At 43.2% G+C, this 16,968-nt stretch carries 13 protein-coding genes; 3 read left to right on the plus strand and 10 right to left on the minus strand.

Annotated elements, in window-relative coordinates; translation table 11 throughout:
• Positions 1-332: 332 nt before the first annotated feature.
• From FRX45_RS23670 to FRX45_RS22745, 5 genes are all read right to left on the minus strand, one after another.
• Positions 333-638, minus strand: a complete 306-nt coding sequence (locus tag FRX45_RS23670) for a transposase (protein WP_226805535.1) — start codon at positions 636-638, stop codon at positions 333-335.
• A gap of 364 nt (positions 639-1,002) precedes the next feature.
• The gene (locus FRX45_RS22730; RefSeq protein ID WP_152270783.1) at positions 1,003-2,493 is read right to left on the minus strand and encodes a TlpA family protein disulfide reductase; all 1,491 of its coding nucleotides are present in this window, start codon (positions 2,491-2,493) and stop codon (positions 1,003-1,005) included.
• 41 nt (positions 2,494-2,534) lie between these two features.
• Positions 2,535-3,752, minus strand: coding sequence for a diaminopimelate decarboxylase (gene lysA / locus FRX45_RS22735; protein ID WP_152270784.1), 1,218 nt, complete (start codon positions 3,750-3,752; stop codon positions 2,535-2,537).
• Positions 3,753-4,262: 510 nt separating this feature from the next.
• A complete protein-coding gene (locus tag FRX45_RS22740; protein WP_152270785.1) occupies positions 4,263-5,147 on the minus strand; it encodes an aldose 1-epimerase family protein in 885 nt (294 codons plus the stop codon).
• Positions 5,148-5,375: 228 nt separating this feature from the next.
• Positions 5,376-5,993, minus strand: a complete 618-nt coding sequence (locus FRX45_RS22745) for a WbqC family protein (protein ID WP_193311822.1) — start codon at positions 5,991-5,993, stop codon at positions 5,376-5,378.
• 293 nt (positions 5,994-6,286) lie between these two features.
• Between FRX45_RS22745 and FRX45_RS22750 the strand changes: the two genes are divergently transcribed.
• Positions 6,287-6,745, plus strand: a complete 459-nt coding sequence (locus tag FRX45_RS22750; RefSeq protein WP_152270787.1) for an LEA type 2 family protein — start codon at positions 6,287-6,289, stop codon at positions 6,743-6,745.
• Between the two features lie 641 nt (positions 6,746-7,386).
• Here the strand turns inward: FRX45_RS22750 and FRX45_RS22755 are convergent.
• Positions 7,387-7,608, minus strand: a complete 222-nt coding sequence (locus FRX45_RS22755; RefSeq protein ID WP_152270788.1) for a PspC family transcriptional regulator — start codon at positions 7,606-7,608, stop codon at positions 7,387-7,389.
• Between the two features lie 162 nt (positions 7,609-7,770).
• Here FRX45_RS22755 and FRX45_RS22760 point away from each other — a divergent pair, with 162 nt between their 5' ends.
• On the plus strand, positions 7,771-10,035 hold the full coding sequence (locus FRX45_RS22760) for an aconitate hydratase (protein ID WP_152270789.1): 2,265 nt from the start codon (positions 7,771-7,773) through the stop codon (positions 10,033-10,035).
• A 106-nt stretch (positions 10,036-10,141) separates the two neighbouring features.
• Here FRX45_RS22760 and FRX45_RS22765 read toward each other — a convergent pair whose 3' ends face one another.
• The gene (locus FRX45_RS22765) at positions 10,142-11,440 is read right to left on the minus strand and encodes an amidohydrolase (RefSeq protein WP_152270790.1); all 1,299 of its coding nucleotides are present in this window, start codon (positions 11,438-11,440) and stop codon (positions 10,142-10,144) included.
• Between the two features lie 73 nt (positions 11,441-11,513).
• Between FRX45_RS22765 and FRX45_RS22770 the strand changes: the two genes are divergently transcribed.
• Positions 11,514-12,623: an acyl-CoA dehydrogenase family protein gene (locus FRX45_RS22770; protein WP_152270791.1), complete on the plus strand. Its 1,110-nt coding sequence runs from the start codon at positions 11,514-11,516 to the stop codon at positions 12,621-12,623.
• Between the two features lie 87 nt (positions 12,624-12,710).
• Here the strand turns inward: FRX45_RS22770 and FRX45_RS22775 are convergent, their stop codons facing one another.
• The 3 genes from FRX45_RS22775 to FRX45_RS22790 all read right to left on the minus strand — a co-directional run bounded on the left by FRX45_RS22775 (position 12,711) and on the right by FRX45_RS22790 (position 16,946).
• Positions 12,711-13,571 carry a glycerophosphodiester phosphodiesterase family protein gene (locus FRX45_RS22775; RefSeq protein WP_152270792.1) on the minus strand — a complete coding sequence of 287 codons (861 nt, stop codon included), beginning with the start codon at positions 13,569-13,571 and terminating at the stop codon, positions 12,711-12,713.
• A gap of 325 nt (positions 13,572-13,896) precedes the next feature.
• A complete protein-coding gene (gene pafA / locus FRX45_RS22785; protein WP_152270794.1) occupies positions 13,897-15,555 on the minus strand; it encodes an alkaline phosphatase PafA in 1,659 nt (552 codons plus the stop codon).
• Between the two features lie 110 nt (positions 15,556-15,665).
• A complete protein-coding gene (locus FRX45_RS22790; RefSeq protein ID WP_152270795.1) occupies positions 15,666-16,946 on the minus strand; it encodes a purple acid phosphatase family protein in 1,281 nt (426 codons plus the stop codon).
• Between the last annotated feature and the right edge of the window lie 22 nt (positions 16,947-16,968).

Here is a 16,968-nt window from a genome sequence, read left to right on the forward strand (position 1 = left end):
TTCATGTCATGCCACATGTATTTCAATCCAACCAGCCAATAGCATTTTAATTAATGCTGTATTCCATCCCAAAGGGATGCAAGGTTTATAATATACACAAACAGAAAAACTGCGACCCCAACGGGGTCGAACACTTCAATGTCATGTTATATGCATTTCAATACAGCCAGTCAAACAAATGCTGCTCTTCGTGCGGTATTTCAAATTTCTTCAGAAATGTGATGTACTCTTCTTTAAATGTTTTCTTCCGGTGATGCTCCTTCTGATTCATAATATACCGGATGACATTATCAAGATGTGAATGACTGTATGAAAAAGCCCCAAAACCCTGCCTACCGCAGGCAGGCTCCCTGCCAGTTGAATTTGGATTTTGTAAATCCATTTTCATTAATAAATTCATTCGTGGACTTTTTTGCCTCCCTTACCAGGTCAGATAAACAACAAGTGGGTTTCATGCCCATCAGGATATGAATGTGATCCGGCATACCGTTAATGGCGAGTAATTTCTGGTCTTTATTACGAATGATGCCTGTAGTATACTGGTACAACCGTTCTTCCCATAATGATTGTATTAATGCCTGCCGGTGCTTTACAGCAAATACAACCTGGATGTACATTTGCGAAAATGTCCCTGCCATATAGTGTGTTTTAGGTTAACAACTATACTAAGGTAAAAAATATGAATTAATCTCTTTATGTACTTTATGGACTTATCTTTCTACTGTGTTTCTATGTTCCTACTGTGTCTATGTGTTCGTTTTTATTTCTTAACACATAGGATCATAGAGCATGTAGGTTCACATTTGATTCGCGCCGGGGTCTTCATCAAAAGCCATTGCGGGTAGCCATGAGACCCTGGCGCTGAGAAAATCTATTGCTAAAAATTAAATGATTTTCCTATTTGCCGGGGTCTCACCCTTCTCACAATTACCTGGCTGTGAAGACCCCGTCGGGAAGAAGAGATAAGAACCTAAAGGGGTGCGTAGTTTCCATTATGCATTTTCACTGTACATACTTCTCTATCTGCTGGTATAATTTCTTTTTTTCGGAAGGACGGTAAGCATCAAATTCAACGATATAGCCGGAGCGGCTGATGACAACATACAAAGGAAGCGCGTATCCCCTGCCCTGCCAGAATATCCGGGATAAATCCTTTACCAGCTTTTCATTTGCCCTGATATGGCTGCCGCGGAGATTAAAATATTTGATCAGTTCCTTCCACTCTGTTTCATGCAATTGTTTGTCAACAGAAATGAAAAGATGTTCCACACCCTTCGATTTCAAAAACCGGTCCAGATCGTTCTCATGATCAAACTGGTCTTTACAGGTAATGCACCATGTTGCCCAAAATTCAATGAAAACGGCTTTCCCCAAAAAAGGTTTCATCAGTTGTTTAAACGAATCTATAGCCGCGTAACCCGGTATCAGTTTTTGCTCAGCAGTAAAATCGCCTTTCACTTTATTGTACCAGGCATTTGCTTTTTCTAATAACGGTTCAAGATAGGAAGTATAGAGGCTTTGCGGGTAGCGCTTCTTAAAGTCAGTAGAAAATTTGACCAGCTCCGCATAATTCTTTTCCCTGCTCAGCTCTGTAAATAATATACCCGCCTCCATATATTCGGCCACATCCGGCGAAAGATTATTCTGTATGGTTTGAAAGGTTTCTCTCATTCCGGAAGCCCAGCCGGGAGCAGTTACCGCTTTATTATTGCTTCTGATCCATTGAATATACCCGTTAATATAATTGCCTGCATACAAATTAAAGCCACCATTATATCCGAAGGTTTGCAGCGCTGCCACATTGTTAACGGGATATTGCTTATACAACTTCTCCCACAACACGGCAAAATCTGCGGGAAATACAGGTTTAAACTGGGGATGATCATTGGAAAGCCGGGTCAATGCAAATTTTCCGGATATGATCTCCGAAATAACGGAAGCATGATAATAATCTAAGTTCAGTTGCATGAAGTCCATGAATGCTTTATCTATCTTCTTCTCATCATATAATATTTTAAATACTTTAAGGCGAACTTTTTTATCATCCGTTACATGTCTTTCCAGCAAAGCCGCGGTGGTATCTCTTTTATAACGCGATACCAGGTTGCCGGGATAGGTGAGTTCCATTGAGGTGAATATTTCCTGCCCGCCCTCATTGTTCCCTGCTATGCTAACCGGTTTTTCTATATTACTTTCATCAATGGATACCCGAAGATGATCACCGGGCTGTACAAATAAACGAATAACCCGTTGCATGATGCGGATGTGCACAAAACCGGTTTGCGTTTCCTTCAGTGTAATATTGTAATTTCCGTTGGTGAGGGTATCCTCCCGTACAGCGCCCCAGAAAACGATATGATTCACCGGCAACGTGAAAGCAAGAGCGCCTTCCTTTTCATTTTTAACCCGGAGTTCAATAGTGGCAGCAACTTCCTCCGCTACCACGGGCGTTAATAAGGATAAGAACAGGAACAGAAAAAAGAATCGCTTCATTACAAACAAATTACAGGGTTGACGGTTAGCCTAAATATACATTAATCCGCCGGCACTACCTGCGTGGCCAATATATCTTCAAGTGTATCGCGCCGCCTGATTAAACTGGACTTATTATCCTTTACCAGTACTTCCGCGGGTTTGAATCTCGAATTATAATTAGACGCCATTTCAAACCCATAAGCGCCGGCATTATAAAATACAAGGTAGTCATCTTCGCGTATCTCAGCAACCATCCGGTCTTCCGCAAAATTGTCTGTTTCACAAATATTGCCTACTATATTATAACGGTGTAGTGCAGCCGTAGCATTGGATATATTTTCTATATGATGATAGGAGCCGTAGAACATAGGCCGTATCAAATGATTGAGCCCGCTGTTCACCCCCGCAAAAGTGGTGTCGCCTGATTGTTTTAATACATTTACCTGCACAATAAAATAACCCGCCTCACTTACTAAAAATTTCCCCGGCTCAAACCAAATTTGCAGTTTTCGGTTATACCGTTTTTCAATTGCCTCAAATTCGGCTTTCACTTTCTTCCCCAATAATGTTATATCGGTTCCTTCTTCGCCGGGTGCATAAGGTACTTTAAATCCTCCGCCCAGGTCAATTACTTCCAGCTCCGGAAAATGCGGGATCAGCTCAAACAATACTTCAATCCCCCTGGCAAATACTTCCACATCTTTAATTTCACTGCCGGTATGAATATGGAGTGTACGGATATGCAGGTTCTTTTCTTTCATCAACTGAATCACCTTACCGGTATCTTCTATAGGAATACCGAATTTACTTTTATTGTGACCGGTTGAAATTTTGAGGTTGCCCCCGGCCATGATATTGGGACGTAAACGGATGCCCACAGGATAGCTATGCCCGTATTTGTCGCCAAACTTACGGAGGTTGGAAAGGCTGTCTATATTTACGTGCACGCCCAGCGATACAGCTTTTTCAATTTCGCTGAATGCAATATTATTAGAGGTATACAAAACCTGTTGGGGGCTGAAGCCTGCCATAAGGGCCAATTGCACTTCGTTTACCGAACTGCAGTCGGCATTACAACCAATACTTTTAATATGTTTGAGCACACTGATATTGGTAAGCGCTTTACAGGCGTAAAAAAATGCAGTATTGGTCTCCGTAAAAGCTTGCTGTAAGCGGCGGTATTGTTCGGTTATTCTTTCAGCGTGATATACATACAAAGGCGTGCCGAATTCGCCTGCTATTTTCAATAGTTGCTGATGCGTTAAAACCTGGGACATAATAATTTGAATTCCTTTGGCTCTTATCCTGTAAAAAGGCGAATACTGAAAGCGGGAAGAATGAAACAGGTTATTTCTCACCACTATACTTTCACGCTACCTTTTATTTAGGGTGAAAAATATTTTTGCCAGCGAAATTACAGCAATAGCGCTAAAGCGGGAAATAGATTTGTGGGGGTTGTTCAATAACTGCCCTATCTATTTTTTCGATGCCACAAATGCCCAAGCGATCAGCAATCAGCGGTCAGCTATCAGCAAAGCATACTAACGATCAGCTAAATCCTTCTCACTTCACCCATTCACCTTTCACCATTCACCTCTCACCTTTCACCTCTCACTATTCACAATTCACCTCTCCTCCCGAGCTATCAGCGTTCAGCCATCAGCTATCAGCTAAATTATACTAACGACAAGCTATCTCTTCTTTCACTCATCCCTCACTACTCACTCACCCATACCCCAGTTCCGGCTACAAGCCTTACACTGTATTCGCATCTCAAATTTAAAATCTCAAATCTCTAATCCCACCCCCCAGCTTCTTTCAAAGACCAATCCCGGGGCCAAACAGTTGATCCCTTCTTTCTCTGTTAGCTGCTGGTTGCTGTTTACCGGATCGGCAATACCACACCAGGGTTCTATACAAACAAATCCGGCGTCTTTTGCCGCCCATATGCCGAGGTATGGAAATCCCGGAAAATGAAATTCAATTCCTTTGTGGTGTCTGGATGACCGTAAACGCACTGTATCCGACCGGAGGTTCTTGAAAACGATCGCATCCCGGTAAAAAAGTTCCTTCCGCAACGGAAGCTTACTGGTATTCAGTAAAAACGGTTCCGCATCGGTTTCAATTAACCCTTCCGCCGAAATGGGCCATCGGCCGGTGTTTTCAGTTTTATTAAATTCAAGATAATAGTCATCATAATCCGTTCCCTCAACAAGGGGCACTTTAAAAGCCGGATGCCCGCCCACGGAAAAATACATATCGCTGTTCCCGGAATTTTTTACCCTGTACGTAACCGTTAACCGGTCTTGCTGTAAAAGGTATACAATATCAAAACCAAACTCAAAAGGGAATTTTTGCAGGGTACCGGCATTGCTGAGCAAACTGAAACCGATGGAAGAAGTTGTTTGTTCAGTAACGGTAAATTCCATGTCCCTCGCAAAACCATGCCTGGCCAAATGGTAGGCTTTGTCCTTATAATAATAGGTATCGTTTTTTAATGTTCCAATTATGGGAAATAACACGGGAGAATGTTTGCCCCAGAATGCAGGATCACCGCTCCACATGTATTCCAATTTTTCTTTTTTATTATACAGGCTCACCAGTTCGGCGCCTTTTGCCTGTACCGCAATGCGGAGATGATCATTTTGGATAGTATACCTACTGTCTTGCATTATAAATTATTTGATTAAACAAAGAAGGGAAATTTCCAGAAGTATAAAGTTCAGTACTTATGTGCTGTTATGGTTTTAAAAGAGGGAATTTTTATTTTGCCGGCACCGGAACCATAATGTGGCTGATGTGGCGACGCTCCGTTCATCTTTCTTACCGCTATTAAGCAGTAAACACCGTAGCCACCCGTTGTAAACCCCATCAATAGCCGAAATTGCCGGAAAAATTGTTTACTCCTTCAGCAAGCGGGCAGCATCGGGTCCTTCACAAAATAAAAGATCTATAATACTGAGGTTGGACTTAAAACCCAGGCGATCCTCAAAAACCTGCTTATATGCCGGGCAGCTTCCGGCAAAGGATTCAAAGTTTTTCGGAAGTACTTTGCCTCTCATGTCCAGGAACTCCCCGGGCGGATAATCTTTTTGCCAGGTTTCTGTAAAGCCGATTTCCACATCAACCCTTAATTTTTTAATGGTCCAATGCAAAAGATCAAGGTTCCAGTCCCAAAGCCAATCGTATTTCGCATGATAAAAAACCTCCATATCATCTTTATAAAACTCAAACCAGGGCGACCGGTTATAGGCAGAAACAATGGACCGCCAGTGAAGGATCTGCCAGCGATGACTGTTGTCAATTTTTACCTCCCTGATCATCTTGTCTGAATGTCGTCCGCCTTCCACCGGAATGCTCAAATGAAGTAAACCATTAGCTCCGGCAATAATACAGCGGTTGCGAAAACTCATTTTTTGCCAGGCTTCATATTGTTCAATTTTGAAATACCTGAACTTTATTGAATTTTTATATTCAATAACAGGTGCAAAATATTGTAAATCAGATACTATAGTCACAGTATATATAAATTAATACTTTGAAATACCCCTAAAACCAAAACTACCAAAATTGACCTGTTTTATGTCTGTTTTATTAACAATTTAATATCAGTTATCAACATTCAATATGTTGGTTATTAATACTTAACGAATATATTTTATATCTAAAAAAATTAGTCATCTAAAAATCGGTGTTTTGACAAAATTACAGGTTCTAAAACTAATCTTTTTAGTTGTGCATTTTGGAATGTTTAACGCTATTTTTTCTGCAACATCTAAGCAACCGCTTATCTTGCACCCTATTTTTGCATATGAATAAAAATACCGGCTACTTCTTTCTGTGCCTTGCCGCGGCGCTTGCTTTTACATCCTGCAGAGAAATCATTGCCCCGGAATATGTTGACGTAGAAAATATGGAGATCAATGCCAGCAGTCTGACCAATACCACCCTTTCGGCAAATGTGAAGTTGTATAATCCCAACAAATCAAATCTTACTTTCAAATCGGGAAGCTTAGATATTTATGTTGACAACAGGTTGCTGGGACATACGGAATTGGACACTACCATTCACATCAGCCGACTGGATACATTTCATATACCCGTTCTGGTTCATGTAAATTTTAGCAATGTAATAGGCAATGCCCTGTCGCTGGCTTTGAAGGATTCTGTTTTATTAAGACTGGAAGGAAAAATGAGAGTGGGACGGTCAGGGGTATTTATAACCCGCCCGGTTTTTTACGAAAACAAAGAAAAATTGCAATTGTTCTAAAATAGTGCGGAAAGAAAAAGAAAAGCTCCCGAATCATTAGGATAGAGGATCAGGAGCTTTCATAGGATGTTCATTCAATGGATAACTGGATTCGGTTTTTACATTGGATCCTGGACTTTTTGGTTTTTCATGATGGACGATTGGACTTTTGGTTTTTCACCTGGACGATTGGATAATTTGGTTTTTACAATGGATCTGGATATTGGTTTTTCACAGAATAAATCTTTCTATTTCATTGATAAGGTTTGTAACGATTTAATTGTGTTAACCACATTTAAACTTGCGTCAGGTATATAACGCAGCACTGCATATAAATTGCATTCTATTCTGCCTTTTTTGGACAAACAGGATTAATTTCATAAAATACTAAGTACTTCTACGTAACAATATACCTTTCAAACGTTTGCATTAATTTAAAGCAATGTTGTTTTATTGCGAAGCATCTCCGGGTAATTCCAGGTCACTCTTGTAAGTCATTGACATACATCAATTATAAGCGGTATGCTTTTCAGTCCGTATAATTAAACAAACGCATTTGCAATTTCCGGTTGTACTATACCGGCATCGGCTATACGCAAGTCTCCGGCTTCGTATGCCATATGTTCTTCCGGGACTCCGTCCCGTCGCAAAGTATTAACGATCTAACTGTTCTTCAGCGGGTTTCTGCGCCGGTTCCAGATATAGTTGCGGATATTGACCCAAAAAGCAAGGAACATGTATATAATTATGGGAGAGCCCATGGTAAGGAGGGAGATATAAATAAAGTGTTTGCGGATGGTAGTATTGGCGATCCCCATTTTTTCGCCAATATAGGAGCAAACCCCAAACACCTGCCATTCAATAAAGTGCTTGAACTTATTCATACTGCTAAATTATAAAAAAATAATAACGGTAATGCAAATGCCTTGTTATGAAACTGACCTTTTTTCGATAATTTTGCCCAACTTTTTGATAGTCATTCATATACTCCCTTGTATATTTTATGCAGACTACAAACACGTCAACCACCTAAAAAACAGATACATATGATTTTTGATCTCGATCTTATTAAAAAAACCTATGCTGGCATGCCCGCTAAAATTGAGGCGGCACGTAAGCTCACCGGAACACCGCTCACACTCGCAGAAAAGATATTATACGCCCATTTGTATGAACCCCCTGCCCGTGCATATGAAAGAGGAAAAGATTATGTTGATTTTGCACCCGACCGCGTAGCCATGCAGGATGCCACCGCTCAAATGGCTTTACTGCAGTTCATGACCTGCGGCAGAAGCACTGTAGCTGTTCCTTCTACCGTACATTGCGACCACCTGATACAGGCTAAAACGGGCGCTACCACGGATCTGAAAACCGCAGTAGACGTAAACAGGGAAGTATATGATTTCCTGGCTTCCATTTCCAATAAATATGGCATTGGCTTCTGGAAGGCAGGCGCCGGAATTATTCACCAGGTTGTGCTTGAAAACTATGCTTTTCCAGGCGGCATGATGATTGGTACAGATTCGCATACACCCAATGCCGGTGGTTTGGGTATGGTGGCCATTGGCGTGGGTGGCGCCGATGCCGTAGATGTAATGGCCGGCTTACCATGGGAACTAAAAATGCCAAAGCTGATCGGCATAAAGCTTACAGGTAAATTAAGCGGATGGGCTTCCCCTAAAGATGTAATACTAAAAGTAGCAGGCATACTTACCGTAAAAGGCGGCACAGGCGCTATTGTTGAATATTTTGGAGAAGGCGCCGACAGTTTGAGCGCTACCGGCAAAGGTACTATATGCAATATGGGCGCCGAAATTGGCGCAACCTGCTCTGTTTTTACATACGATGAAAAAATGGCGGCCTACCTCAAAGCAACAGAACGCGAAGAAGTTGCAGCGCTGGCAGATGGTATTAAAGAGCATTTACGCCCCGACCCTGAAGTATATGCCAACCCCGAAAAATATTACGACCAGGTTATAGAAATTAATCTTGATGAACTGGAACCTTACGTGAACGGGCCCTTTACTCCAGATTTGGCCTGGCCCATCGGCAAATTTGCCGATGCAGTAAGAGCCAACCAATGGCCCGAAAAATTAGAAGTGGCATTGATCGGTTCCTGTACCAACTCTTCTTATGAAGACATTAGCCGCTCTGCTTCACTGGCACAGCAGGCCATTGATAAAAAATTAAAAACAAGAGCCGAATTTACCATAACACCCGGCAGTGAAATGGTTCGCTTTACGATTGAAAAAGACGGCTTCTTAAAAACATTCGACAAAATAGGCGGCGTGGTTCTGGCCAATGCCTGTGGTCCGTGCATCGGTCAATGGGCACGTCATATTGACGACCCCAACCGCAAAAATTCCATCATCACTTCGTTTAACCGCAATTTTGCCAAACGCAATGACGGATTAGCCAGCACGCATGCTTTTGTTGCCTCTCCCGAAATTGTTACGGCATTCGCCATTGCCGGCGACCTGACGTTTAATCCTTTAAAGGATAAGCTCAAAAATGAAAATGGCGAGGAAGTAATGCTGGATGAACCTACCGGGCTGGAACTGCCTCCCAAAGGATTTTCCGTAGACGACCCCGGTTACGAAGCTCCTGCCAAAGACGGCAGTAAAGTAGAGGTTATTGTAAAATCCGACTCGCAGCGCCTGCAGTTGCTCGCCCCTTTTGCAGCATGGGAAGGAACAGATTTAAAAGGATTGAAGCTTTTAATTAAAGCCAAAGGCAAGTGTACTACCGATCATATTTCCATGGCCGGACCCTGGTTAAAGTTCAGGGGACATTTAGATAACATCAGCAACAACATGCTCATCGGCGCTATCAATTTCTACAATGAAAAAACCGATACTGTAAAAAACCAGCTAACGGGCGAATACGGACCTGTGCCCGCAACGGCAAGAGCCTATAAAGCGGCAGGCATCGGAACGATAGTGGTGGGAGATGAAAATTACGGCGAGGGATCAAGCAGGGAACATGCCGCCATGGAACCCCGCCACCTCGGTGTTCGCGCCATTGTAGTAAGAAGCTTCGCCCGCATACATGAAACCAATCTAAAAAAGCAGGGTATGCTGGGGCTTACCTTCGCTAATAAACAGGATTACGATAAAATCCAGGAAGATGATTCCATTGATATTACAGGACTCACCAGCTTTGCGCCCGGCAAACCGCTTACCTTAGTATTACACCATGCCAACGGCACTACTGATAATATAACGGTTAACCATACCTACAACCAACAGCAGATCCAATGGTTTAAAGAAGGCGGCGCGCTGAATGTGATCAGGAAGCAGTTTGCGAAATAGCAATTACCATAAATTTTCACATAAAAAACCTTCAGCAGCTATGCTGAAGGTTTTTTTATTCCATCCTGGTGACAGCGATGAGTATTCTATTTCTGCTTATCCCCGCTTATTGCTTCAACCTTCCATAATCAAATACTATATTACAAAACGCTTTTACGCCTGTATCCAGCATACTGTCGTCAATGTAAAAATCGGGTGTATGATGGGGCGCTGCTTTTGTAGGATCCTGTCCTGCAGGCATGCCGCCCAAAAAGAAAAAGAATGCCGGCGCCTTGTCGCCGAAAAATGAAAAATCCTCTGCACCTGTTGTCCATTCCGTTTCATATACTTTTTCTTTACCGGCAGCGGCTTCCAATGAAGGAAGCATCAGTTTTACGAGGGCCGGATCGTTATAGGTAACTTTGGTTTTGTTATCAATGGTTACTTCCACCGTGGCGCCGCCGGCAGCGGCAATATGGCTGGCTGTATTGCGAATACGCTCATGCACATCCTTATGCATCTCTTCGTCTAATGTTCTGATCGTTCCATCCATGACCAGTTCTTCGGGAATGATATTGCTCCTTACGCCGCTGTGAATTTTTCCAACAGTAATTACTACCGGCGCTTTGGTAAGGTTTTGCTGACGGCTTACAATGGTTTGCAATCCCTGGATAATTTGCGCAGCAATTACAATAGGGTCAACCCCACCCCATGGCTGTGAGCCATGCGATTGTTTTCCTTTCACCTTAATGGTAAACCAGTCGCTTGCGGCCATTTCAGCGCCTGATTTGTATTTTATTTCTCCAACAGGTGTTGCTGAATTAATGTGCAATCCAAAAATGGCATCCACTTTCGGATTGTCCATTACGCCTTCTTTGATCATTAAGGGCGCCCCACCCTCTTCATTGCCGGGAGGACCTTCCTCAGCAGGCTGAAAAATAAATTTCACTGTTCCCGCTATATCCTTTTTCATGGAACTTAACACGGATGCTGTGCCCATTAATATGGCCATATGTGTATCATGACCACAGGCATGCATAACCGATACCTTTTCTCCCAGATATTCTCCTTCCGCTTTTGAAGCGAAAGGAACGTCCACCCTTTCTTTAACCGGTAACCCGTCTATATCGGCTCTCAAAGCAATAACGGGGCCGGGCTTACCTCCTTTCAAAATAGCTACTACGCCGGTTTTGGCGATACCGGTCTGCACCTCCAGCCCCAGTTTTTTCAAATGCGCCGCAATGTACTCGGCTGTTTTAAATTCCCTGTTCGACAATTCGGGATGCTCATGCAAATATCTTCTCCATTGAATCAACTCCGGGAGAATAGCAGTTGCTTTACCAGCAACCAGTTTTTTAATATCCTGCGCAGGAAGTATTGCATAACTTGTCGCCATTAGCACTACCAGGAGAACATATTTTTTCATGCCTTGCTTTTTAATGTTCTGAAAATAAGATTTTTTCACCAGTTGAGACAGGGTATCTAATTTTGAGGCAAATATGGTTACAGGCAAAATTTCTTCGCAGCTACTGGCTGATGAATCTGTTGAAACAATCAGGCGTTATGCCGCCACAGCAGAACAAACGGGGCAATTGCACCCGGAGCAATTAAAATTAATTTATGAACGAAACTGGTTCAACCTGTTTGTACCCCGTTCAATGGGTGGATTGGAAATGCAGCTACCCGAAGCGGTGCGCTTACAGGAGGCGTTGGCCGGGGCCGATGGCAGTTTGGGTTGGACGGTAACCCTGTGCAGTGGCGCCAACTGGTTTATTGGTTTCCTTGATGAACAGTGCGCTTCCTCTTTTTTTTCAGATCAGCAGGTATGCCTTGCTGGTAGTGGGGCTGCATCAGGGAAAGCCACTGCTACCGATAATGGCTATGTGGTAAACGGCCACTGGAAATATGCAACAGGCGCTCCGCATGCCACAGCATTTACGGCCAACTGCGTGATTGAAAAAAACGGTGAACCGGTTTTGGAAAAAGACGGATCGCCTGTTACCCGGTCTTTTATTTTCAAAAGAGCGGAAGTTACCCTGCACAACGACTGGAATGCCACAGGCATGAAAGCTACCGCAAGCCAGGCTTTCAGCGTTAAAGCATTGGCGGTGGCAAAAGAAAGATGTTTTATCATTGACAGTGAACATGCTGTTTTACCAGGCCCGGTTTATCATTTTCCTTTTCTGCACTTTGCCGAAGTTACGCTTACAGCCAATTATTCAGGCATGGCCTTTCATTTTACAGACCTTTGCAAAGTATTATTTGAAGACCGCATTAAACGGCATGGATATGCCATAAAGGAAGCCTGCGAAATGCTGGAAATACTGGCAAGAAGCAAAAGCAAACTGGAAGATGCCCGTCAGCTTTTTTATGATGCACTGGAAAGAACATGGAAAGCTGGTTGCAGTGAAAAACAATGGAGCGCTTTTTTCCTTAATAGCCTGGGAGAAGCCTGCAGATCACTGGTTAAATTATCGCGCAGATCTGTAGATGAGCTTTACCCCTATTGCGGAATGGCAGCATCGGACCCAAATTCGGAAATTAACCGGGTGTGGAGGGATTTTCATACAGCGAGCCTGCATGGAATATTTACTTTTGGATGCGGGTAGGGAATTTCTGATTTATGATTTATGATTTTATGATTTATAATCCGCGGTCTGACGCTCCTTGCGTTGCGTGCCGACCGCTGCATTTTATCACCGATGCAATCCTCTTAACTTCAGATAAGCGATCAGCTCTTCCGGAAAATTTGTTTGTATGACATTGGTATGGCGCATGCGCAGCAAAGCATCAAAGCCTGTATTCTTTTTCTCCGTTTCTGATTTTTCATATTTCCCCAATGCATTCATCCAAAGCCTTATGCCTTTGCCCCGAATAACGGCCATCAGCGAATCGGAGTAAAATTTATCATCGGCATGGATCACCGGAACTTCAATGCCCTGGCTAAATATGCCATCTACATCTTCTTTGCTGTAGGCACGGGTCATGAATTGTATCTTTTTATTCATCCTGCGCAGGGCAGGCGCATCCTTATAATCATACAAAAAAAACAATGATTGTTTTTCCATTTTGGTTTTTCTCAGCAGTTTGGCGGTAGATTTGGCCGCTCTTTTTCCTTCAGCCTTATAATCAATATCAAGCATCACTTTTCCTTTCACCAGTTCAAGCACCTCCTTAAAAGTTGGAATTTTTTCTGAGGTAGGCTTACCATCATGCAAAAGAAAAACCTGCTGTAGCTCAGCATATGTTTTTTCAGCCACAAGTCCTTTCCCTGTAGTGGTACGGTCAATGGTTTTATCATGCATAATGATCAGCACGCCATCCTTCGTTTCCCTTATATCCGTTTCAATAATATCAACACCGATCCGTATGGCTTCTTTCATGGCAGCAACCGAATTTTCGGGATAAGCAGCATGCGCTGCCCTGTGCGCTGCTACCAATACCCTGTCGGGACGATTGTAAAAATCATTAAGAATACTGTCAAGGTTAGATTGCGCCGCAGCAACAATGGTAACCAATAATACAGCGAACGATAATAGTATGCGTTTGTAATACATTTTTTTTATGTCATTTAAGGTGAAATCCGATAACGTGCTGTCAGTCTTCAGCAGTCAGCCATGAGCAATACAAAGAGAAAGAATATTCGAAAACGTACTTTCCCCTTCAACCTGCAACCTGTAACCTGTAACCTGTAACCTGTAACCTGCAACCTGCAACCTGAAACCCGTAACCTGCAACCTGCAACCTGTAACCTGCAACCTGCAACCTGTAACTTGAAACCTGCACCACTGACCACTGGCCACTCACATCTCAAATACAAAACCCGGAGTGCCAGATCCGAAATTCGAATCCTATACCCCGGGCTTTGAAACATCAGCAAGCTTATCTTCCTCCTGTTACTTCTGTAATAGGTTTTCCAATAGCACCGCTGGGCATTTGTATATGCAGCAATGCGGCTAATGTAGGCGCTATATCCGTCATGCCTGTTACCCTGTTGGTATGGCCCGGTTTTATTTTCCAGCCCATCCACACCAATGGAATATGAGCATCGTAAGGATACCAGGTACCATGTGTGGCGCCTTTAAGGCTACCACCCTTCCATGTAGGCTGGGGAATGACTACAAAATCGCCGCTGCGTTTTACATTGTAACCTTTAATAAGCATGGATTTAATATGCTCCGGGATGGGAGCTGTTCCCAATGCTTCACTTTCGAGCACATTGGCTATGCCGGGCGCTTTTAATAATATATCTTTTATGGTGCGTCCCACTTCGCTGTGGTTAATTCCTTTTTTATCGAATGCTTCCCAGTCCATATACAACTGGTAATTCGCAAAGGAAAGCACCGGTTTCTCAATTCCGTATTTTTCTTTCAGGCCATCCTGGAGCGCTTTGGAAAAATCTTTATCCTGGATAGCTCCCGAAGGCATTTTGTTTTCGAGGTAATAGCCGGGTGATTCGGATACGCCATGATCGGCGGTAATAAAATAGAGATAATTGCCTTTGCCAAATCTTTTATCTAAGTAGGTAAAGAAATCAGCGAGTTCTTTATCCAGGCGAAGATAATTGTCTTCAATTTCAATGGAGTTAGGGCCGTAGGTATGCCCTATTGCATCGGGACTTGAAAAACTCACCGCTAAAAAATCGGTGAACTTTCCGCCACCCAAATTATATCCTTCAATTGCGGCTTTGGCAAAATCAAATGTAAGCGTATTGCCATATGGCGTGGTACGTACCGCACCATAATTTTTGCCGATGAATTGTTTCAGGTTGCGCGGAAAAACGGGTTTCGCTTCTCCGTTAGAAGTACCTTCATATGATTTATCATCCGCCGTACTTAAGGTGTAAGTATTGATCGGGTAAAGCGTATTCCAGTCGTTTTTATAATACGTGTCCACTACTTTCTTATCGTTAAAGCGTTTGGCCCACTCTGGAAGTTCCTCCATATAATATGTGCTGGTAACAAAATGCCCATCCGTACCATTGTACCAGAAAGCCGCAGTGGCAGCATGTCCTGCAGGTAAGATAGAAGCCCTGTCTTTAATAGCCACACCTACCGTTTTGCTCTGGAAGTTGGATGCTATGCGCAACTGGTCGGTAATGGTGGTGGACAGGTTATTACGGGGCGACTCCCCTGTTCCGCCTTCTGCTGATCCCACGAGATTAACGGTTTCATCATTCACACAGCCGATCGTCTTCCCGAGAGAACGTTCGTACCAGTCATTACCCACAATGCCATGCACCGCGGGAACAGAACCCGTATATACGCAGGTATGTCCGCAGGCGGTAATGGTAGGAGAATAATCAATCAATGTGTTCTCACACGAAAAACCTTCTCTGAGCAATCTTTTAAACCCGCCTTCTGTATAACGGTTCTGAAAACGGTATAAATAATCCCAGCGCATCTGGTCTACCATCATACCCACAATTATTTTGGGCTGTGAAGCACCGGGAGCAGCATTACGTGTGGTGGTTTGAGCATGTACCGTACACAAGGATGATACCATTACCAAACCGAGGATAAAACATTTAAACTTCATCATTACATATATTTAGTTTTCGCAAATACATTTTATCAGGCAAATTAAAGCGATTTAACCGAAAGGATGTGATTTTTAAACAAATCCATTTCCCGTTAACCAGTCATAAACAATTATTTCAGATTTTTTACCGCATTGTTTTTGCCCGTTCTTTTCATAAGCTCAAACGCATCAAACAACTCACCTGTTGCGGTATACGAACGGTAAGAAAGAATATCACTATCTACAGTAATCAACTGGTACAATTGTAGGTGGCCTCCGCTTTTATCGGCCCACGCAGGCTTATCGTTTTCATACATTTTGGATCCGCTCATTGATACCACATACATGGTGGGAGAAGTATTTTTTGTTCCGGGCATAGGAATTTTCTGCATGCCCCTTCCATATGCATGATCATGCCCCTGCAGCACCAGATCAACTTTGTATTTATTAAATATAGGCTGAAATTTTTCCCTGAGATTTTCATTATCGCGGTTGGCCTTTACCGAATATACCGGGTGATGAAATACCACGCAGGTCCAGCGGTTGGGATTATTGACTAAAATATTTTCCAGCCAGTCTATTTGTTTTTGCATCCCATCGCCACCGAACCATATTGCCTGTGAGTTCAGGGATATAAAACGAACTCCCTGTATATCGGAATAGTAACAGGTTTCTTCCAGGCCTTCAGGACCATTTTCGGGTAGTGTAAACTGCGCCCGCCACAAAGCGGTGATTTCGTTTACACCCGCTGCGTTATCAGCATGTTCATGATTTCCGGGCGACATCATCCCGGGTATGGTACTATGAATAAAACCACCTCCGTAAAACAACTCACCCCATTCGTGGTCGTTGCGGCCCCTGTTTACAATATCGCCTGCATACATAATCAGTTTGGCATCCGGCATCTTTACATATGCTTCACGGATCACCCTTGGCCAAACCGTTCTCATTCCCTGCTGTACATCTCCCATGTAAATAAAAGAAAGCTTATCGCCGGGTTTACCCGCCGTTCTAACATGAAACCATTCACTCCGGTAATTGCCCTGACCCACACGATACATATAAAGCATATTGGGTTGCAAACCGGTGAACACAACCGAATGATAATTGGCCGCTTTCCCATCGTGCGTAACGGTTTCTGTTTTCGCTTTTATACCGGTGGCTTTTGTTACATCAGTTGGATTGGAAACAGCAACCATAATTTCAGCAGTACCGGCGGTAATGCTGTCGTGCGTACGCCAGTTAACGGCCAACGATGTTGACGGGTCCTGCGTTACATTCAGCACGATCCTGTCGGGATAAGGACCGGTAGGATACGGATTGAACTGCTGCGATTGTGCATGGGCAGCGATCAGCATCATCATACATACGATCAGGTTCAGAAAAATAGCACGATTGTTTCTTGTGCGCATCAATATAGGATTAAGAGTGCAT

Source organism: Agriterribacter humi (genome assembly GCF_009192765.1).
Classification (GTDB): Bacteria; Bacteroidota; Bacteroidia; order Chitinophagales; family Chitinophagaceae; genus Agriterribacter; species Agriterribacter humi.